The organism is Saccharopolyspora thermophila, assembly GCF_014646075.1.
In the GTDB taxonomy this organism is placed as follows: Bacteria; Actinomycetota; Actinomycetes; order Mycobacteriales; family Pseudonocardiaceae; genus Saccharopolyspora; species Saccharopolyspora thermophila.
The window spans coordinates 1-20,207 of the sequence record NZ_BMMT01000001.1 but is presented as its reverse complement, the minus strand read 5'-3'; the positions used below and the strand labels follow the sequence as shown (position 1 = coordinate 20,207).

The following is a 20,207-nucleotide window of genomic DNA, read 5'->3' as shown; positions in this document are numbered from 1 at the left end:
GCGGCTCCGCCGAGGTCATCCCGCCCATGGTGCGCGCGCCGGAAAACCATCCGATCGGGCGACAAGGAGCGCGCTGCCCGAACCAGAGGACCCCTGCGGGCCGGTCACCCTGCTGTGCGAGGCTCGCTGCGTGAGCGGAGCGGACCAGGACAAGGGGCGGCGGTTGCTCGACCGCGCGACCGCCGGCATCCCGCCCGGTGAGTCGCCGGTCCGCCACGTCGCGCACCTGCCCGCCCGCCCGGCGCGGACCGCCGACTGGCCGAAGTGGGTCCCACCCCGGCTGGTGGAGGCGCTGCGGGCACGCGGGACGCGGGAGCCGTGGGTGCACCAGGTTGAGGGCGCCGAGGCCGTCTGGGCCGGGGAGCACGTCGTGGTCGCCACCGGGACCGCGTCGGGCAAGTCGCTGGTCTACCAGCTGCCGGTACTGTCCCGGCTGCTCGACGAGCCGCGCGCGACCGCCCTGTACCTGGCGCCGACCAAGGCGCTCGGCGCGGACCAGCTGCGAACCGTCGACGAACTCGGCCTGGCCGACATCCGCGCGGCCAGCTACGACGGCGACACGCCCCAGGCGGAGCGGGACTGGGTGCGCAACCACGGGCGGTGGATCTTCACCAACCCGGACATGCTGCACTACGGCGTCCTGCCCGCGCACGACCGCTGGGCCCGGTTCTTCCGGCGCCTCACCCACGTCGTCGTGGACGAGTGCCACACCTACCGCGGCGTGTTCGGGTCGCACGTGGCGCTGCTGCTGCGCCGGCTGCGGCGCATCGCCCAGCACTACGGCGCCGACCCGGTGTTCGTGCTGGCCTCGGCGACCGTGTCCGACCCCGCGGCCCTGGCACAGCGGCTGACCGGCGTCACCTGCCGCGCCGTCACCGAGGACGGGTCACCGCGCGGCGCGCGGACCGTCGCCTTCTGGGAGCCGCCGCTGCTCGACGAGATCATCGGGGAGAACGGCGCCCCAGTGCGCCGGGCGGCCGGGGTCGAGGCGGCGCGCATCATGACCGAGCTGGTCATCGAGGACGCGCGCACGCTGGCCTTCATCCGGTCCCGACGCGGCGTCGAGCTCGCCGCGCTCGCCGCGCAGCGCGCCCTGTCCGAAGTGGACGAGTCACTGGCCGCCAGGGTGGCCGCCTACCGCGGCGGATACCTGCCGGAGGACCGCCGGGCGCTTGAGCGCGCGCTGCTCTCGGGGGAGCTCCGCGCGGTCGCCACCACGAACGCGCTGGAGCTCGGCGTCGACATCTCCGGACTCGACGCCGTGGTCGTCGCCGGTTACCCGGGCACCCTCGCGTCGTTCTGGCAGCAGGCGGGGCGGGCCGGGCGCGACGGGGAAGGCGCGCTCGTCGTCTTCGTCGCCCGAGACGACCCGCTGGACACCTATCTGGTGCACCACCCGCCCGCCATGCTGGACCGGCCGGTCGAGGCGACGGTCCTCGATCCGACCAATCCCTATGTGCTGGAACCGCACCTCGCCTGCGCGGCGGCGGAACTGCCGCTCACCGAGTCCTCCTTCGAGGTGTTCGGCGGGGAACCCGCCGAGCGGGCCGTGGCGGCGCTGACCGCCGCCGGGGTGCTGCGACGCCGCCCGCACGGCTGGTTCTGGACCTCCCGTGAACGTCCACATCGGAACATCGAGCTGCGGGGCGCCGGGGGCCACCCCGTGGCCGTGGTCGAGGGCGAGTCGGGCCGGATGCTCGGCACGGTGGACCCCGACTCCGCGTGCGCCACGGTCCACCCCGGGGCGGTCTACCTGCACCGCGGTGAGTCGTTCGTGGTCGACGAACTCGACCTGGACACCGGGATCGCGCTGGTGCACGAGGAGAGTCCCGACTGGACCACCTCGCCACGCGACGTCGTCGACATCTCGGTGCTGCGGACCCTCGAGCGCCGGGACACCGGCCGCGGCGTGGTGGTCTGCCTCGGCGACGTGGAGGTCACCTCCCAGGTCGTCGGTTACCTCCGGAAACGACCTTCGGGCGAGGTGCTGGACCAGATACCGCTGGACCTGCCGCCGCAGAACCTGGTGACCCGGGCGGTCTGGTACACGATCAGCGACGAGTTGCTGGTGGGCAGCGCACCGGGGGGCGCCGGGCTGGATCCGGCGCGCATCCCCGGTGCGCTGCATGCCGCCGAGCACGCGGCGATCGGCCTGCTACCGCTCTTCGCGACCTGCGATCGTTGGGACATCGGCGGGGTTTCCACCGCACTGCACGCCGACACCGGGGAGGCAACGGTGTTCGTGCACGACGGTCATCCGGGAGGGGCCGGATTCGCCGATCGCGGGTTCGCCGCATTGGTCCCGTGGTTGGCCGCGACGCGGGAAGCCATCGCTTCCTGCGACTGCCCGGCTGGGTGCCCGTCCTGCGTTCAGTCGCCGAAGTGCGGGAACGGCAACGAACCGCTGGACAAGGCGGGGGCGGTGGCTGTTCTCGACGCGGTCTCGACCGTGCTCGGGGAAGGAGCTGACGGACCGGCTGGGCTGCACGACCGTCCACGAGGGAACTGAGCACGCAGGGCGGGTGTGCTCACGAGTGGTAAGTCCGGTCGCGTCGGGGAACCCGAGGCGCGGTTGCCGATCCGATCAGCTTTCGCACGGCCGGCAGGAGATCACCTGCCCGCGACGAGAACGTCTGCCACGTACTGCTGGCTGTCCTCGACGCCTTCCCTCGCCGTGCAGAGGGCGTCCTGCACGAAGTCCGGTGTCGGCAGCTGCCAGGCGCACACCTCCGGCTTGACCCGCCAGTGCACCGCACCGCCCGGGAACGCGCTCGGGGGCATCGGCACCCAGCTACCGCTGCTGTGCAGCAGGATTCCGGGTTCCGCGGCCAGCTCGGGGTACAGCTTGCCGCCACCGGACATCAGGAAGTACCAGCGTCCGGCCGGGGTGGCGACGATCGGCACCGGGAAGCCGAGGGCCCGCAGCACGGACGCGGCCCGACGTCCGAGGTCGGCGTCGACCTCGATGGCGTCGACCGTGGTGCCGGTGGCAATCAGCAGGCTGAACGGCTGCTCGGCCCACCAGGACGTCACCTGGTCCGGACTGGTGCCGAGCCGGTCCGCCCAGTCGTGGTAGATCGGCGCCAGGCCGTCGTACTCTCGGCCGCGGCGGCCGATCCAGTGGTCATCCTCGGGGTAGGTTCCGGGCAGCACCGGCCAGCCGCGCGAGGCGAATCCGATTGCCTGCACGCGAAGTTCGATCCGACTGCTCGTCAGACCGGCCGGGTGGGTCGGGATGCCGCGGAAGGCGCTCTGCCACCTGTCCGCCGACCATTGCATGTGCTCCGCCTCCTTGTTCCACAGTGGGCGCTGGACCGGCGGCTCGGGGAAACCGGGGCGAATGCCTTCGGTGGCCACCTGGTTCTCGACTTCGTCGTCGCGGAACCCGGGTCTTGCGCTCACATCACTAATCAACGTCATACAGGCCCTGCTCGTACACCCCCAGTCGACGACCGGTCGCTCCGCCGCGACGAACGCCGTGGCCGACACCACGCGCGCTGAAAGATCGTTCTGATGAACGGCGCGTGGACGGTGCTTCCCGCAGTCGTCAGCGGGCCGGCGGCCCCAGCTCCGACCGCTCGTCGACCGTTCGTCGTGGCGGGGGTGGTCAGTCGCCGGTCGGTCCAGCACGAGCCCGTGCGCTCGCGTTCCGCCCGCTGAGCGCGATCTCCGGAAGATCAGCCCGAACCGTCACGCGTGCCTCCCAACCGTCCAACCGGCATTGTGTGATGTGGGTCTCCATGCCTTGTGCGACAAGGTTCGCACGGTCGCACGCGATCTGCTCGCCGTACGGGGCGTGCGCGGCCGCGGCCAACGCCGCGAGGTCGGCGGCTCCTTCGGCGCGGTGCCGCGCGGTGATGACCGCACCGAGTTGGAGCCCGACCCACAGCAGTGCGATCACGGCCAGCGACACCACCGCCGAGAGCGCTGTGGCCGCGCCCCGGTCTCGCGGCGTTCCCGCGTTCACGGCGCCACTCCCGGTTCCAGCACGGCGACCGCCCGCGCGTGCAGCCATCGCCCGGGCAGCAGTCCACCCGACAACGGCGCGCTCACCTCGGTGTGGACCACGTCGCCTTCGATCCGCACCGCCAGCGTGGCGCCAGCCGGGGCGATGCGCGCGGCGGCCTCGTCCGCGCGGGTGCGATCACCGCGCGCTGCCAACCGGGCTGCTTCCACTGCCGCGTCGGTGCAGCGCAGGTGGCCGACGACCGCGCCCATCCCCGCCAGGACCAGCAGGAACACCGCGACCACCGAGCAGATGCCGAGTGCCGCCTCGACTGTCACCGTCCCGGCGTCGCGCTCCTCGGGCCGCGGTGCGGCCACCTGCGCGACCATCAGATTCCGCCGCCCTCGAGCCCGCGTTGGATCAGCGATGCGAGCGCCTCGGCGACCGAGTCACCGGTGACCACCTTGTAGAGGATCGAGGCGAACGCCACGGCCGCGACTGTGCCCATCGCGTACTCCGCGGTGCTCATCCCGCCGTCTCCCCGCAACAGCGCGCGAAGTCGCCGCGGCGCGAGCCACACCGGTGCGTGGCGCGTGCGTGCCGACATGTCGACCACCTTCCCTTCTTTGAGTCCACAGTGGATTTCTATGGGAGCGCTCCCAGGCGGTGCACCATGCCCACCACCACGGGAAGCACCCCAAGGCAGAGGAACGCGGGCAGAAAGCACAGCCCGAGCGGCGCCGAGATCCAGACCGACGCCCGTTGGGCCCGCGCCTCGGCCTGGTCGGCGACCGCAGCACGGGCTCGGTCGGCGATGTCGGCCGCGACACCGGCCAATGCGCTGCCCGTGCGGGCCGTCCGGCGCGCTGCCCGCGCCAGTTCGGCGGTGTCCGGGTTCCGCAGCGCCGGTTCCCACCCGGTCGCCGCGTCCGAGCCCAGCGCGAGGTGGTCGGCGACCTCGCGCAGCGCTCGACGCGCACCACCGGTGAGCTCCTCGGCGACCGCTCGCACCACGACCGGTACCGGGAGCCCGGCCCGCATCCCGGCGGCCAGCAGGTCCCACCCCGCGGCCAACGCCAGTGGATCGGCCCGCTCGTCGCCCCGGGCCGCCCGCGCCGTCCACCACCGCGCCGCGAACCAACCGCCCACGCCGAAAGCGACACCGCCGAGGAGCCCGAACACCTGCCAGGCAACCGTTCCCACGGCCACCGGGAAAAGCAGCATCGTGATGGGCGGGCGCCGCCGCAGTGGTCCCGGTTCCCGCGGGCGGAGCCCGTGCAACCTCGTCCGGGCGCCCTCGACCGGGAAGAGCAGCACGGCCGCCGCTGCCAGCGCCAGGGCTGCTTCGCTCACGGCTGCGCCACCGCCCTGGTGAGCCGCACCGTCCAGCACGTCCCCGCGCACAGCAGGGCCACCCCGGCCAGCAGGAGCAGTTGGCCGAGCGGACCCCCGGCGAACACCGCCATCGGATCCGCACCGACCGCTTGGCCGAACAGCACGCCCAGGACCGGCAGCCCGGTGAGCACCGCCGCGGTGGACCGGGGGCCGGCCATCTTGGCTTCGACGTTCCGGCGGAACGCGGTGCGCCGCTCGACGTCGCGCCGCACCGCGTCGAGCAGGTCGGCCAGCGCGACGCCGTGCCGCTCGGCCAACGCCCACGCCCGGGCCACCCGCCCCAGCGGTTCGCGCAGCTCGCCGATGCCCTGGCCGCTCAGCGCCGCAGCCACGTCGCCCCCCAGGCGCGCCGTCGCCGCCATGTCCCGGAACACCCCGCCGACCGCGGGACCGGCCTCGGCCGCGGCGCCCTCCGCAGCGGCGGCCGGGTGCGCACCGGCGCGCAACTGCGCGACCAGCAACCGGAGCCCGGCGGTCAGCTCGTCGGCCCGTGCCAGCTGACGGCGCCATTCCCGCTGGGTCCGCCAGTACTTCACGGTCAGCACCGTCAGGGCCACCACCGCGCACGACCCTGCCGGACCGGCCACGAGCAGTCCGATCAACGCCCCGGCCGGAACGAGCAGCAGCCGCGGTCCCCTGCCGAGGGGACGAGCCCACAGGCGCGCCGGTTCCGGCGGGAGCAGGCGGTGCCGGGCCTGGATCCGCGGCCAGCACAGCACTCCCGCCGCCGCGGCGAGCAGCGCATGGATCAACACGGCAGGGCGCCTCCTCGCTCGCTCAGCAGGGCGGCCAGGTCCTCCCGCGCCGGTCCCCAGCCCTCGCCGACCTGCCACGCGGGCTGCACGCGGACGTGGTCGCCGTCGCGGCGCAGCACACCGATCGCGGCCAGGTGCCTGCTCCGCTGCGGACTTCGGCGCACGTGCAGCACGACCTGCACTGCCGCCGCCAGTTGGCTGTGCAGCGCGGCGCGCGGCAGGCCGCCGAGCGCGGCCAGCGCCTCCATGCGGGCCGGGACCTCCTGCGGCGAGTTGGCGTGCAGGGTGCCGCAGCCGCCGTCGTGCCCCGTGTTCAGCGCGGCCAGGAGTTCGCAGACCTCGCTTCCGCGCACCTCGCCGACGACGAGCCGGTCGGGGCGCATCCGGAGGGCTTGCCGCACCAGGTCGCGAACCTGGATCTCGCCGACGCCCTCGACGTTCGGGGGGCGGGTGAGCAGCCGGACGACGTGCGGGTGGGCCGGGTGGAGTTCGGCGGCCTCCTCGACGCAGACGATGCGCTCGGTCTCCGCGACCTCGCCGAGCATCGCCGCCAGCAGGGTCGTTTTGCCGCTGGCGGTGCCGCCCACCACCAGGAACGCCAGCCGGGTGGCCACGATCTCGCGCAGCACCGCCGCGGTCGGCTCGTCGAACGCGCCGGATCGTCGCAGCGCCTCGAGGTCGTGCGCGGCCGGGCGCAGGACGCGTAGCGAGATGCAGGTTCCTCCTCCGGCGACCGGAGGCAGAACCGCGTGCAGCCGGACCGCTCCCGTGGCCCCTTCCTGCGGCAGCCAGGCGTCGACCCACGGCTGCGCGTCGTCCAGCCGCCGACCGCTGGCCATCGCCAGGCGCTGCGCGAGCCGTCGCACGGCGTCCTCGTCCGGGAACCGCACCGCCGCGCGGGCGAGCCCGTTTCCCCGGTCCACCCAGACCTTGTTCGGCGCGGTCACCAGCACGTCACAGACCTCGGGGTCGTGCAGCAGCGGTTCGAGCACACCGGCGCCGCGGAACTCCTGCTGCACCAACCGCAACGCGGCCAGCACGTCGCCGTCGGCCACCAGGCCGCCGGACTCCTCCCGCACCGCCGAGACGACCGCGGCGGAGGTGACCGCCCCACCGCTGCCGACCAACCGGCTTCGCACCCGCTCGACCAGTTCTCCTCCCCCCTGGTCGACCACAGTGGACGGATGTTCCCGAGTACCGTCCAAGGTCTTGTTCGCAGACATGACAAACACACCCTCCACACGAGATTGATCCAGACCGCTGCGGAATAGTGTCCACAGTGGTCGAACAGGAACGGGCGCCCCGCCCGTCGTACGCTCGCTAACGCGCTCCCGGGCCGCTCGCCCACAGCGCAGCGAGCACGTCCCCGACGGCGCGCCCGACCGGGCCGCGCCGGGCCAGTCCCGCACCGGCCAGGCCACCGCGGTCCAGCACCGCGGGCAACCGGGGCTGGGAACGCAGGACCGTCACCACGTCGGCCTCCACGGCTCGGGCGACATCCTCGGTGCGGAGCCCGCCGGGCGCTGGCCCGCGCACCACCAGGCGGAGCTGTCCCGCCACGTGCTCGCGGATGCTCGCCACCGTCCGCGCCGCAGCCGCGCAGGCCCGGACTTCGGCCGGGACGACCACCACCGCGAGATCCGCTTCGCGCAGTCCCGCCAGAGCTGGTTCCGTCAGTGTTCTGGGCACGTCGCAGACCACGGTGTCGCCTGCTCTGCGCCCGGCGTCGAGCACCGCTCGCACCGCTTCCGGGGTGAGGCCGGTCGGTGGTACCTCGCGGTCACAGGCGAGCACGGTCAGCGATCCGGATCCGATGCGGCGACGCGGCAACGCGTCGTGCAGCGCGGTCGCGGCCAGGCGCCCGGCGTTGACCGCCAGACCGGACCAGCGCAGTCCCTCGGCCTCTTCGACTCCCGCGGCCAGGTCGAGGCCGCCGCCGAACGGGTCGCAGTCCACCAGCAACGATCGCTCCCCGCGGCGGGCAGCAACCACCGCCGTCGCCGTGGCGAGCACCGAAGCTCCCGCGCCCCCACTGCCGCCCAGCACCGCGAGCACGCGCCCGTCCTGCGCCGGAACGTCGGCGGCGGCATCGGCCAGCAGCTCGACGAGCCTCGCGTCCTCCTCGGGCAGCACGATCACGTGGTCGGCGCCGATCTCGAACGCCGCGCGCCACAGCTCCGGCGTCGGTCCTCGGCACACCACCACGACACCGCGCCGCCGCGGTAGGCCGCTCGCCACGCCCGCCGCGGCGGCCGCCTCGTCGAGCAGCACCAGCGGCGCGGTGCGCCAGGCGGGCGCGGCCGGGTGCGGCGCACGGTCGAGTTCGGCACCCGACACGGCGGCCAGCCGTGTCACCTCTTCGTCGAGTTCGGAATCCCGGGCAACAAGCAGCGACGTCACGACGCCTCCAGAGGTCAGGAATGCGGGAAAAACGAGGCTCAGCAACCGAAACGGGCGAGTGCTCGACAAACACGGTGCCGGAGCGACCGACGGCCGCCAACCCGTTTATCGAAATCTGTGGACAAACCCCCGGCCTGTGGATAACTCGCGCCACTCGAACGAGCTACGAATCAAAACAGAAAGGAATTCACATCTCGCGGTTGCCGAATGCTCCGCTGGACGCCGGACCGGACCCGGCGCCCGCGTCGCAGGCACGACCGCCGGTATGGGACGACCCCCGCCAGGGGGGAGGGGCGGGGGTCGTCGGCAGTTCAGCTCCGGGGGGTCGAGCTGAACCCGTCCGGCAGCACCGGACTGTCCTCACTGTATCCCCCAGAAGCCCCGCACCGCCCCACGTCCATTCGAGCGAACATTCTCGCACTCAGCACTCGCGCACCCATCCGGAAGAAGTCATTCGAGTCAAGTAAATCGTTCCGCTGGTCGAAATGGAGGCAGCCATCCGCACGCACCGTGAAAACCCGGTGCGGCATCAGCCCGCGAATGCGCACCCCGCAGCACCACCACCCCGGCTCGTATGCTGACGGGCGTGACAGAGCCCGCGAACCCATCGGTTGCCACCGGACGCCGGGTGGCCGCCTTCTTCGACCTGGACAAGACGGTCATCGCCAAGTCGAGCACCCTGGCCTTCAGCCGACCGTTCTTCCAGGAAGGACTGATCAACCGGCGGGCCGTGTTGAAGAGCGCCTACGCGCAGTTCGTGTTCATGCTCGCCGGCGCCGACGCCGACCAGATGGACCGGATGCGCGCCCACATCACCTCGCTGTGCACCGGTTGGGACGTCGAGCAGGTGAACGCGATCGTCGAGGAGACCCTGCACGACATCGTCGACCCGCTGGTCTACAAGGAGGCCACCCAGCTCATCGCCGAGCACAAGGAGCAGGGCCATGACGTCGTGGTGCTGTCCGCCTCCGGCGAGGAGGTGGTGGCCCCCATCGCCAAGCTGCTCGGCGCGGACCACTGGTTCGGTACCCGGATGGTCGTGGTGGACGGCCGCTACACCGGCGAGGTCGAGTTCTACTGCTCCGCGGAGAACAAGGCCATCGCCGCCCGCGAGCTGGCCGAGCAGTACGGCTACGACCTCAGCGAGTGCCACGCCTACTCCGACTCCATCACCGACCTGCCGCTGCTGGAGAGCGTCGGCCACCCCACGGTCGTCAACCCGGACCGGGGGCTACGCAAGGAAGCAGCGCAGCGCGGTTGGCCGTCGCTGGCCTTCGAGCATCCGGTGTCCCTGCGCGCCCGCATCCCCACGCCGTCGCGGGCCGCGGTCACCGCCGCCGGGGTCGGCATGGGCGCCGTAGCGGCCGCCGGCGCCGCGTGGTGGGGCCTGCGCGCGTGGCGCCGCCGCCACTGACCGGATCGGGCACATTTCCCCAAACACATCGCGGAACCGCTGGCGAGCGCGGGCCGCGAACCGCCGACCCGGAACCCTTGCAGTGATGCTCGTCACGGACTACAAAGGAGGTGCGGACCCTGGTTGGCCAGGGATGTTACGGAGGAGAAGTAGCATCCACCCTGATCAGGCTCCGTGCGCGAGGTTCGGAGAACCCACGCGTTGCCGCACACAAGGCTGGTCGTCAAACGGGGTTGCGTACCGGGACGCCGGACGCCTAGCCCGGAAGTTACGACACAAGTGCACGCTTGGTAACCCGGATCATCGCGCGAGGGCGGCGCCCGTCGACAAGGTCGGCGGGCGCCGCCGTACGTCCAGGGCCGGTGCTGGCGAGCGGGGACGATGCACGCACATCCGCGCCGGTGGGCGGCGTTGACCTGCCCCGGTGACGTGAGTAGCTTCCGAAATTGATCGATTTCGTGGTGAACACTTTTTACCGGGCGGTGTCCCCGCCCCGCAAGGAGGCCCCGTGGCCCTGAAGACCCGCGCGCGCCGCGCCGCCCTCGCGCTGGGTGCCGTCGCCATCGGCGCCGCAGCGCTGACCGCGACGGGCGGTGCCACCGGCCCGCGATCGCTCTCCCCCGCCGAGCTGCTCCAGGACATGACGTTGGAGGAGAAGGTCGGGCAGCTGTTCGTCACCTACGCCTACGGCCCCACCGCCAACTCGGCACACCCGAAGAACCGGGAGGAGTTCGGCGTCGACACCCCGGCGCAGGTGGTGCAGAAGTACCACCTCGGCGGCATCATCCACTTCACCTGGACCGACAGCCTGCACACCCCGAAGCAGATCGCCGAGCTGTCCAACGGCCTGCAGGACGCCGCGATCAACTCCGGCGCGAAGGTACCGCTGCTGATCTCCACCGACCAGGAGCAGGGGCAGGTCACCCGCATCCCCGAGCCCGCCACGCAGTTCCCGGGGAACATGGCACTCGGCGCCGGTCGCAGCGCCGAGGACGCCGACCGGGCCGCCGCCATCACCGGCCAGGAGCTGCGGGCGATGGGGCTCAACCAGAACTTCGCGCCCAGCGGCGACGTGAACGTCAATCCCGCGAACCCGGTGATCGGAGTGCGCTCCTTCTCCTCCGACCCGGCGCTCGCCGCGCAGCTGACCGCCGCGCAGATCCACGGCTACGAGGACTCGGCCAAGCCGGCGGAGGGGGTGTCGGCATCGGTGAAGCACTTCCCCGGCCACGGCGACACCCACCAGGACAGCCACACCGACCTGCCGGTGATCGAGCACGACCGCCAGCAGTGGGAGCAGGTGGACGCGCCGCCGTTCCGCGAGGCCATCGCCGCCGGGACGGACATGGTGATGAGCGCGCACATCGTGATGCCCAAGCTCGACGACTCGGGCGAACCGGCCACGCTGTCGCCCAGGGTGCTGACCGGGATGCTCCGTGAGGAGCTGGGATACCAGGGCGTGATCGTCACCGACTCGCTGAAGATGGACGGCGTGCGGCAGAAGCACCCCGACGCCGAGATTCCGGTGCTCGCTCTCCAGGCCGGAGCGGACATGCTGCTGATGCCGTTCAACCTGCAGCTGGCCATCGACTCGGTGGTCGACGCGGTGCACACCGGACGGCTCACCGAGCAGCGCATCGACCAGAGCGTGACGCGGATCCTGAACCTGAAGGCGAGCCGCGGCGTGCTGGCCGACCCGTTCGTCGACGTTTCCGAAGTGGACAAGATCGTCGGCGTCCCGGAGCACCTCGCCGAGGCACAGCGGATCACCGACCGCACCACCACGGTGCTGCGCAACGACGGCGTACTGCCGCTGAAGCCGCCGGCGACGATGTTCGTCACCGGGGCCGGGAACAAGGCCACCGCGTCGCTGGCGGAGCAGATCCGGGCGCGCGGCCCGCAGACGTCCGCGCTGGCCACCGGACTGCAACCGACACCGGAGCAGATCGACCAGGCGGTCGAGCAGGCCAGGCGCAACGATGTCACGGTGGTGCTGACCAACGCCGCCTGGAACCCGGACAACGCCACCCAGCTCGACCTGCTGCGCGCGCTGCAGCAGACCGGCGAGCCGGTCGTGGCGGTCGCCGTCCGCGAACCGTACGACGCCGCCCACGTGGATCTGCCCGCCTGGGTGGCCACCTACTCGGACAAGGCGGTCGCCATGGAATCGCTGACGAAGGTGCTGTTCGGCGAGATCGCGCCGGTCGGCAAGCTGCCGGTGTCGGTACCCGACCCCAACCAGCCCGGCGTCGACAAGTACCCGTTCGGCCACGGACTGGGGTGGGGACGACCGTGACCGGGCACTCGCGACGGCGCTTCCTCACCTCGGCCGCCCTCGCCGTGTCGGCCGCGGGGCTGAGCAGCAGCGCCGCGTGCGCCGCGCCCCGCACCCCCGACACCGCCGCGCAGGTGCGCACCGGCGCGGACGTGCTGGCGGCGCGGAACTGGCAGGACATCACCGACCGCCGGATCGGGGTGGTGACCAACCCGACGGGCGTGCTGGCGTCGCTGGAGCACGTCGTGGACGCCATGCACGACAGCGGCTCGGTGAACGTGGTGGCCGTTTTCGGCCCGGAGCACGGGTTCCGTGGCACCGCGCAGGCCGGCGGTTCGGAAGGCGACTACCGCGATCCGCGCACCGGGCTGCCGGTGTACGACGCCTACGGGGCCGACGCGGCGAAGCTGGCGGAGATGTTCCGCAAGGCCGGCGTCGAGCAGGTGGTGTTCGACATCGCCGATGTGGGCGCCCGCTTCTACACCTACATCTGGACCATGTACACCGCGATGGAGGCGGCCCAGCGGGTCGGCGCGGCGTTCCTGGTGCTGGACCGGCCGAACCCCATCGGCGGCCAGGTGGCCGGCCCCCGGCTGGACCCGCGCTTCCGCTCCGGCGTCGGCCTGCTGCCGATCGTGCAGCAGCACGGCATGACCGTCGGCGAGCTGGCGCGGATGTTCGACCGCGAGTACCTGCCGAGCCCGCTGCCGCAGTTGGACGTCGTGCGGGTGGAGGGGTGGCGGGAGCGCAGCGCGGGCACCGACGCCCCGTGGGTGATGCCGAGCCCGAACATGCCGACGCCCGACACCGCCGCGGTGTACCCGGGTACCGGCCTGTTCGAGGGCACGCTGCTGTCCGAGGGCCGCGGCACGACGCGGCCGTTCGAGATCATCGGCGCCCCCGGCATCGACTGGCGCTGGGCGGAGGAGCTCAACGCCGCCGGGCTCGAGGGTCTGCGGTTCCGCGAGGTCTCCTTCGTGCCGACGTTCTCCAAGCACGCCAACATGCCATGCGGGGGCGTGCAGCTGCACCCGAGCGGCCGGTTCGACGCGATCCATGCGGCGGTGGCGATGATCGTGACCGCACGCCGGTTGTTCCCGGAGGTCTTCGGGTGGCGACCGGACCACATGATCGACAGGTTGTCGGGCTCCGACCGGCTGCGCACGATGGTCGACGCGGGCGCCGACGCCGCGGAGATCGTCGAGAGCTGGCAGGACGACGTCGCCGACTTCGAACGGCAACGCGAGCCGTATCTGCTGTACCGCTGAGGGGGAGTGCGATGGGCAGGACGATTCTGGCCGCGGTGGCGGTGCTGTCGGTCACGGCGCTGGCCGGTTCGGCGACCGCCGCACCCGGAGTGGTGCACGGCCACTTCGACCGGCCGCAGGAGGACTTCGCGTCCGCGGGCACGCGGTTGCGCGACGGCTCCCCGGAGGACGTGGGGCTCGACCCGCGCCCCATCGACGCGGCGCTCCGGCAGATCGCCCTGTGGACAGAGAAGACCCCGGACCGGGAGCACCCGATGTACGCGGGCGCGGTGAGCCTGCTGGTGCACGACGGGGTCGTGGTGCGCCGCGAGGCGGTGGGCCGCGAGGTGCGCTACGCGGACGCCAGCGGTACCGAGCTGCCCGCCGACCAGCAGGAACCGATGCGAACCGACACGATCTTCGACGTCGCCTCGATCAGCAAGCTGTTCACCTCGATCGCGGTGCTGCAACTGGTCGACGCGGGCGAGGTCGGGCTGGACGACCCGGTCGCCGAGTACCTGCCGGAGTTCGGCGTCAACGGCAAGGAGTCGATCACGATCCGCCAGCTGCTGACCCACACCTCGGGTCTGCAGGCCGAGGCGCAGCTGTGGAAGCTGCCGCCGGAGCAGCGCATCCCGTGGATCATGCAGCTGACGCCCGAGCACCCGCCGGGCACCCACTACACCTACTCCGACCCGAACATGATCACGCTCGGTCTGCTGGTCGAGCGGGTCGCGGGGGCACCGCTGGACCAGGTGGTCGCCGAGCGGATCACCGGCCCGCTGGGCATGACGGACACCGGCTACAACCCGCCCGCGTCCGAACTGCACCGGATCGCGGCGACCGAGTACGAGCTCGACCCACCGCGCGGCATGGTGCGGGGTCAGGTGCACGACGAGAACGCGTGGTCGCTCGGCGGGGTCGCCGGGCAGGCCGGGGTGTTCTCCACCGCCGACGACCTCGCGAAGCTCGGGCAGGCCCTGCTCAACGGCGGCGTTTACGGGGGCCACCGCGTGCTGTCCGAGGACGCCGTCGAGCAGATGCTGACCAACTTCAACAGCGCGTTCCCCGGCAACGCGCACGGCCTCGGCTTCGAGCTGGACCAGCGCTGGTACATGGCCGGGCTCAGCGCACCGCGCACCGCGGGCCACACCGGGTTCACCGGTACGTCGCTGGTGATCGACCCGGCGTCGCGGTCGGTCGTGGTGCTGCTGACGAACCGCGTGCACCCCTCGCGGGACTGGGGCTCGAACAACGCCGCGCGGCAGGCGCTGGCGCAGGGCCTGGCCCAGGCGTTGGCGGTGGATCCGGCGCGCGGCTCGTGGTCGTGGTACGCGGATCCGGCGCGGCCCGCGACGTTGACCACCGACGCGCTGGGCCCGGTCAGCGGGGCGGCGCAGGTGTCGTTCAACGCGTTCGTGGACACCCAGCGCGACAGCGACGGCGTCGATCCGCTCATCGTGGAGTCCAGTGTGGACGGCGTGAGCTGGAATCCGGTGCCGTTGCGGGTTTCCGGTCCTGGCGCGCCCGACGACCCGCAGAGCGCGCTGGCCGGAGCCGGGCACCGCAACTGGTGGAAGGTGCGCGGCACCGTCGAGGCGGACGCCGGGCAGCAGGTGCGACTGCGGTGGCGCTACGCGCCGGACGCCCGGTACGTGGGCCGCGGCGTGAACGTGGACGGCATCCTCGTCGCGGACCGCAACGCGACTCTCCTGGACGGGGAGCTCGAAACCGAGCGCCTGCACCCCGACGGCTGGGTGTCGACCAGCCGCTGAGCGCCGCCGCGCCGCGGGATCCGCCCGGATGCGGTGGGCCACGCGGCGGGCGCTCGACTCGCGGGGATGCGTGGTTCCCGGCAAGGTCGATCCGCCAGGAGCAGTCGTGGAGAGGAGTCCGCGATGTCGGTAATTCCGCAGGAACGCGAAGACATCCTGACCAAGCGGTCGTTCGGCCACGTGGCCACCATCGGACCGCACGGGGAACCACAGTCCAGTCCGGTGTGGATCGACTGGGACGGCCGGTACCTGAAGTTCAGCCAGACCAAGGCGCGGCAGAAGTACCGCAACCTGCGGCGGGAGCCGCGAATCGCAATCTCGGTGCACGACCCCGACCAGCCCTACCGGTACGTCGAGGTGCGCGGGCGGGTCACCCGGATCGAGGACGACCCCGACAACGCGTTCATCAACAAGATGGCGAAGAAGTACCTCGATGAGGACGTGTACCCGTGGACACAGCCCGGCGAGGAACGGGTTGTCGTCTACGTCGAGCCGGAGCACACCACCACGCAGTGAACGTCGGTGGGCCCCTGCGCCCGAGGGGCCCACCGCTCAAACAGCTCAGCCGACGGGCAGTGCGTGCTCGCCGGTGCGGTCGGTGGTGACGCACAGATGGTCTCGCCCGGGACGAGGCCGGCACGTCCGAACCGTTGTGCTCGCCTCCTCCCGAAGCGTACGGACGGCAGGGTGACGGATGTGCCGCCGATGAACCAGCGGGGTCTCCGGGACGTGACACTCGGTGTGCGCCGCGTCGGGTAACGCCGCCAACCGGCCCCGTTCAGTAGTCCCTCTTTCGGAGTAGTTGAGAGAGGATGCAACCTGGGTATGCAATTGCCCCGTCTTCCCGAAGGAAACCCGGAAGATGCACATTGACCTGCACGAGCAGCGGTTAGTAAGTTTCCCACATGGTCGCTGACGACACGCCCCGCGAAGCGAGCGAAGCGAGCCCGCTCGTCAAGATTCGCTCCCTGCTGCCCGGCCTGGCCCGGGCCGAGCAGCGCGTGGCCAACATCGTGCTCGCCGACCCCGCCTCCATCGCCCGCCGCAGCATCACCGAGGTCGCCGAGGCGGCCGGGACCAGCGAGACCACCGTCACCCGCTTCTGCAAGGCGATCGGCGTCGGCGGCTACCCGGACCTGCGCATCGCGCTGGCAGCCGACACCGCCCGCACCTCCACCCGCGACCGCGAGCTCGGCAGCGACATCGCCCCGGACGACGACATCAGCCAGATCATCGAGAAGGTCGGCTACGCCGACGCCAAGGCCGTCGAGGAGACCGCCGGGCAGCTCGACCCCGCGGTGCTGGAACGCCTCGTCGACGCGGTCGCGTCGGCCCGCCGTATCGACGTCTACGGCGTCGGCGCGAGCGCCTTCGTCGCCCTCGACCTGCAGCAGAAGCTGCACCGCATCGGCCTGACCTGCTTCACCTGGTCCGACACGCACAACGCCCTCACCTCCGCGGCCGTGCTGCGCAAGGGCGACGTGGCCATCGGCATCTCGCACACCGGCGCCACCGTCGAGACGGTCGAGGCGCTGCGCGAGGCGCGGCGACGTGGCGCCACCACCGCAGCGCTGACGAACTTCGCCCGCTCGCCCATCACCGAGATCGCCGACCACGTGCTCACCACCGCGGTCCGCGAGACCACCTACCGCTCCGGCGCGATGGCCAGCCGCATCGGCCAGCTGACCGTGATCGACTGCCTGTTCATCGGCGTCGCGCAGCGCCACCTCGACCAGGCCAAGGCAGCGCTGGAGGCCACCTACGAAGCAGTGGGCGGCCACCGCCTCGGCAGCAGACCGGACCGACGGCGGCAGAAGGAGTCGTGAATGCCCGCACGGGTGTCCCGCAGAGCACAGGAGGGCCGCATGAGCGCCAACCCCAGTCCTTCCCGCACCGCCGGGCTGGAGGCGTGATGGGCCGGGACCGCGCGGTGCGCGTCGACGCTCCCACCGAGCGCAACAACCCGAGGACCAGAAACATCGACCTGCTGCCGACCCTGGACATCCTGCGGGTCCTCAACGCCGAGGACCAGACGGTGCCGGTGGCGGTCGGCCGGGTGCTGCCCGAGCTGGCGCGCGCGGTGGACACGGCGGTCTCGGCGCTGCGCTCGGGCGGACGGGTGCACTACGTCGGCGCGGGTACGTCCGGGCGGCTGGCGGTGCTGGACGCCGCCGAGCTGATCCCGACGTTCAATGTGCCGCCGGACTGGGTTGTGGCGCACCAGGCCGGCGGTCCTGGTGCGTTCCTGCGGGCCGTGGAGAACGCCGAGGATGACGCGGAGTCCGGTGCGGCAGCCATCCGGGAGCAGGCCACCGGGGCGGACTTCGTGCTGGGGCTGGCCGCGTCGGGCCGCACCCCGTACGTGCTGGCGGCGCTGGAGGAGGCGCAGCGCATCGGCGCCCGGACAGCGCTGGTGACCTCGAACCCGGACGTCGGGGCCGTGCCCGCGGACGTGGTGATCGCGGTGGACACCGGTCCGGAACCGATCAGCGGCTCGACCCGGATGAAGGCGGGCACCGCGCAGAAGCTGGTGCTCACCTCGTTCTCCACCGCGGTGATGATCCGGATGGGGCGGACCTACTCGAATCTGATGGTCAGCATGCTCGCCACGAACGCGAAGCTGCGCGGCCGCACCATCAGCATCCTGCAGGAGGCCACCAACGCCCCGGAGGACGTGTGCTCGGCGGCGCTCAACGCCGCCGACGGCGACCTCAAGACGGCGCTGGTGCACCTGCTCACCGGGGTGGACGTGGAGCGTGCGGCGGCAGCTCTCGCCGTCACCGACGGCCACGTCCGCGACGCGCTCCGCGCCCTCGCCCACTGAAGGCCCCGGCCGAGGCCCGTCATCGGGTCAGCCCGACAGCCCCCGCGCGACGGCGCGGAACGCGTCCGCCACCAGCGACCAGAACCGCTGCACGTCCAACGTTGTGGCGACCTCGGCGTTGTGCTCCTCAGCCGGCGCCCGGAAGTCGGTGACCGTCATTCCCGCCGTGAACCGGCCCTGGGTCTCGACGTCCACGCGGGCCGGGACCGTCTCGAACAGGCCCGGGTCGATCACGTACGCGATCGCGCAGGCATCGTGGATGGCCGGGCCCTCGTCGCGGTAGCTGATGTGCTGGCCGTAGAAGTCCAGGCACGGTGTGACCAGCTCGGAACCCAACCGGCCGAGGTCACCGAAGCGTTCGCGCACCGCCGCGGTGGCTCGGGCCTGGTGGGTGAGGTCGAGGCCGATCATGACCGTGCGCCAGGGCGCGCCGAAGGCGACCGCCGCGGCCTCCGGGTCGGAGTGGATGTTGAACTCCGCCGCCGGGGTGGTGTTGCCGCGGGTGTAGGAGCCGCCCATGATCACGAACTGCCGGGCCCACTCGGCGATCCGGGGTTCCTTGCGCAGCGCGAGCGCGATGTTGGTCAGCGGTCCGATGGCCGTCAGGCTGATCTCGCCGGGCGCCGCGGCCAGGGTGTCGATGATGAAGTCCACCGCGTGCTGCGTGCTCAGCTCCGACTTCGCCGCGGGCAGCACCACATCGCCCAGGCCGGTGGCGCCGTGCACGTGACCGGCGGCCCGCGGCGCACGCACCAACGGCCGCCCGGCACCGCGCGCCACCGGCACGTCCATGCCGTAGTAGTCGCACAGCCGCAGGGCGTTGTCGGTGGTGTGCGCCAACGCGACGTTGCCGCTCACGGTGGTCACGCCGACGACCTCCAGCTCCGGGCTGCCGTGCGCCAGGGCCAGTGCCAGCGCGTCGTCGATGCCGGGATCGCAGTCGATCAGGATCTTCTTCACCGCATCCTCTTCTTCCCGCCACTCCCACACGGACCACGGCCGCATGCGGGCGAGGTCGGTCAGCCCTCGTGGACCGCGTCGGCGATCGACTTCGCCTCCCGAGCGCCCGCCTCCAGCGCCCGGCAGCAGTACACGATCCACTCCGCGACCGCGTCCACCTCGCCGGTGGCGAAGCCCAGCGCCCGCTCCACGTACTCCTCCCGCCGCCGGAAGTAGGCCACCTCGGGCACCACCAAACCCTTCGGGTCGAGCCCGCTGCCGATCACGCTCAGTCGAGCCGCCGCCCGCGCGATCACACCATCAGTCACCCCGAACGACCCCAGCGCGAGCAGTTCCCCGTGCACCACGGCCGCGAACACCGGCCCCGGCCCCTGGGCCTTTGGGTCGGCAATGATCTCCGCGAGCAGATCCAGCCGCTCGGCGACCACCGGATCCGGCCGCGGCCGCCCCAGTTGCTCCGGGTCGTCGACCAGGTCCGCGGCGGCGAGCACGTGCATCCGCGCCAGCGCCTGCCGAGGCGCACGCTGCCACGTGGGCAGCAGGGTGCCCATCGCCTCGGCGATCCGCAGCGCGCCCGCGAGCAGCGGATCGGTGACCTCGCCGGACTCGGGGATTTCAGCCGCACCCCCGGCGACGGCCGCGGACGCTCGCGCGGCGCGCACCGACGCCTCGGCCGCCGTGGTTGGCCAGCCGCGACGGTTGGCCGGGTGCCGGTGCACCTCGTCGATGGCGGCGCGAGCGGCCGCCACGGCGTCGGCGACGCCCTCCAGCTCCGCGAGCGGGGCCAGCGATGGCTTGTCGTTCACGCCCGCCGACGCTACCGGCCGGCCATCCCCCCGATGCGCGCCCGGGTTGCGACATGTGACACAGTGGCCTTGCCGCAACCCTGAGTAGCCCGGCGATTTCGGACCGTATGACTGATTGGTCTGTACCAATTGCGTGAAGCCCCTGTTGTAGTGAGCCGGATCGCATTACGGTTCGACTAGCACTGGCCCCCATCACCAGGGAGGTTCTCGGCAATGAGCCAGCCCGACGGGCAGAGCACCACGCTCGACAACCTGCTGACCGAAAGCAGGACTTTCCCGCCTTCGGAGGAGTTCGCGGCGCAGGCGAATGCGTCGGCGGAGTTGTATGAGGAGGCGGCGGCGGACCGGGAGGCGTTCTGGGCGAAGCAGGCCGAGCAGTTGCACTGGGACACGCGGTGGTCGCAGGTGCT

Annotated in this window: 19 protein-coding genes; 9 read left to right on the top strand and 10 right to left on the bottom strand. The window is 72.1% G+C overall.

Annotated features, from left to right (window positions below; genetic code table 11):
• Window positions 1-130: 130 nt before the first annotated feature.
• Window positions 131-2,509, top strand: a complete 2,379-nt coding sequence (locus tag IEY17_RS00090; RefSeq protein ID WP_188984090.1) for a DEAD/DEAH box helicase — start codon at window positions 131-133, stop codon at window positions 2,507-2,509.
• A gap of 101 nt (window positions 2,510-2,610) precedes the next feature.
• Here the strand turns inward: IEY17_RS00090 and IEY17_RS00085 are convergent, their stop codons facing one another.
• From IEY17_RS00085 to ssd, 8 genes are all read right to left on the bottom strand, one after another.
• Window positions 2,611-3,402, bottom strand: coding sequence for a bifunctional DNA primase/polymerase (locus IEY17_RS00085; RefSeq protein ID WP_229679715.1), 792 nt, complete (start codon window positions 3,400-3,402; stop codon window positions 2,611-2,613).
• 205 nt (window positions 3,403-3,607) lie between these two features.
• Window positions 3,608-3,967, bottom strand: a complete 360-nt coding sequence (locus IEY17_RS00080) for an Rv3654c family TadE-like protein (protein WP_229679714.1) — start codon at window positions 3,965-3,967, stop codon at window positions 3,608-3,610.
• Window positions 3,964-4,335: a TadE family type IV pilus minor pilin gene (locus tag IEY17_RS00075; protein WP_188984088.1), complete on the bottom strand. Its 372-nt coding sequence runs from the start codon at window positions 4,333-4,335 to the stop codon at window positions 3,964-3,966. The genes IEY17_RS00080 and IEY17_RS00075 overlap by 4 nt, the downstream gene beginning before the upstream one ends.
• On the bottom strand, window positions 4,335-4,553 hold the full coding sequence (locus tag IEY17_RS00070; protein ID WP_188984087.1) for a DUF4244 domain-containing protein: 219 nt from the start codon (window positions 4,551-4,553) through the stop codon (window positions 4,335-4,337). The genes IEY17_RS00075 and IEY17_RS00070 overlap by 1 nt, the downstream gene beginning before the upstream one ends.
• Before the next feature lie 38 nt (window positions 4,554-4,591).
• On the bottom strand, window positions 4,592-5,299 hold the full coding sequence (locus IEY17_RS25080; protein WP_229679713.1) for a type II secretion system F family protein: 708 nt from the start codon (window positions 5,297-5,299) through the stop codon (window positions 4,592-4,594).
• Entirely contained in the window at window positions 5,296-6,096 is an 801-nt protein-coding gene (locus IEY17_RS25075; RefSeq protein ID WP_229679712.1) for a type II secretion system F family protein, read from the bottom strand. Before IEY17_RS25075 ends, IEY17_RS25080 begins: the two co-directional genes overlap by 4 nt.
• Window positions 6,090-7,319, bottom strand: coding sequence for a TadA family conjugal transfer-associated ATPase (locus IEY17_RS00060; protein WP_188984086.1), 1,230 nt, complete (start codon window positions 7,317-7,319; stop codon window positions 6,090-6,092). The genes IEY17_RS25075 and IEY17_RS00060 overlap by 7 nt, the downstream gene beginning before the upstream one ends.
• 97 nt (window positions 7,320-7,416) lie before the next feature.
• Entirely contained in the window at window positions 7,417-8,496 is a 1,080-nt protein-coding gene (gene ssd, locus IEY17_RS00055) for a septum site-determining protein Ssd (RefSeq protein WP_229679711.1), read from the bottom strand.
• A 574-nt stretch (window positions 8,497-9,070) separates the two neighbouring features.
• Here ssd and IEY17_RS00050 point away from each other — a divergent pair.
• From IEY17_RS00050 to murQ, 7 genes are all read left to right on the top strand, one after another.
• Window positions 9,071-9,910 (top strand): HAD family hydrolase, encoded by an 840-nt coding sequence (locus IEY17_RS00050; RefSeq protein WP_188984084.1) that lies wholly within the window; start codon window positions 9,071-9,073, stop codon window positions 9,908-9,910.
• A 508-nt stretch (window positions 9,911-10,418) separates the two neighbouring features.
• Window positions 10,419-12,206 carry a glycoside hydrolase family 3 protein gene (locus IEY17_RS00045; protein ID WP_229679710.1) on the top strand — a complete coding sequence of 596 codons (1,788 nt, stop codon included), beginning with the start codon at window positions 10,419-10,421 and terminating at the stop codon, window positions 12,204-12,206.
• Window positions 12,203-13,453, top strand: coding sequence for an exo-beta-N-acetylmuramidase NamZ family protein (locus tag IEY17_RS00040; RefSeq protein ID WP_188984082.1), 1,251 nt, complete (start codon window positions 12,203-12,205; stop codon window positions 13,451-13,453). The genes IEY17_RS00045 and IEY17_RS00040 overlap by 4 nt, the downstream gene beginning before the upstream one ends.
• An 11-nt stretch (window positions 13,454-13,464) precedes the next feature.
• Window positions 13,465-15,207: a serine hydrolase domain-containing protein gene (locus IEY17_RS00035; protein ID WP_188984080.1), complete on the top strand. Its 1,743-nt coding sequence runs from the start codon at window positions 13,465-13,467 to the stop codon at window positions 15,205-15,207.
• A 123-nt stretch (window positions 15,208-15,330) separates the two neighbouring features.
• Complete coding sequence (locus IEY17_RS00030) at window positions 15,331-15,723, top strand: PPOX class F420-dependent oxidoreductase (protein ID WP_188984078.1); 393 nt, start codon at window positions 15,331-15,333, stop codon at window positions 15,721-15,723.
• Between the two features lie 389 nt (window positions 15,724-16,112).
• Window positions 16,113-17,033, top strand: a complete 921-nt coding sequence (locus IEY17_RS00025; protein ID WP_188984076.1) for a MurR/RpiR family transcriptional regulator — start codon at window positions 16,113-16,115, stop codon at window positions 17,031-17,033.
• Between the two features lie 86 nt (window positions 17,034-17,119).
• Entirely contained in the window at window positions 17,120-18,031 is a 912-nt protein-coding gene (gene murQ / locus IEY17_RS00020) for an N-acetylmuramic acid 6-phosphate etherase (protein WP_188984074.1), read from the top strand.
• Between the two features lie 27 nt (window positions 18,032-18,058).
• Here murQ and IEY17_RS00015 read toward each other — a convergent pair whose 3' ends face one another.
• Together IEY17_RS00015 and IEY17_RS00010 are read right to left on the bottom strand one after the other, a co-directional pair.
• Window positions 18,059-18,991: a nucleoside hydrolase gene (locus tag IEY17_RS00015; protein ID WP_229679709.1), complete on the bottom strand. Its 933-nt coding sequence runs from the start codon at window positions 18,989-18,991 to the stop codon at window positions 18,059-18,061.
• Window positions 18,992-19,050: 59 nt separating this feature from the next.
• Window positions 19,051-19,797 carry a Fic family protein gene (locus IEY17_RS00010; RefSeq protein WP_188984070.1) on the bottom strand — a complete coding sequence of 249 codons (747 nt, stop codon included), beginning with the start codon at window positions 19,795-19,797 and terminating at the stop codon, window positions 19,051-19,053.
• 213 nt (window positions 19,798-20,010) lie between these two features.
• Here IEY17_RS00010 and IEY17_RS00005 point away from each other — a divergent pair.
• A partial coding sequence (locus tag IEY17_RS00005; protein ID WP_308423928.1) for an acetyl-coenzyme A synthetase N-terminal domain-containing protein occupies window positions 20,011-20,207 on the top strand: 197 nt, incomplete at its 3' end.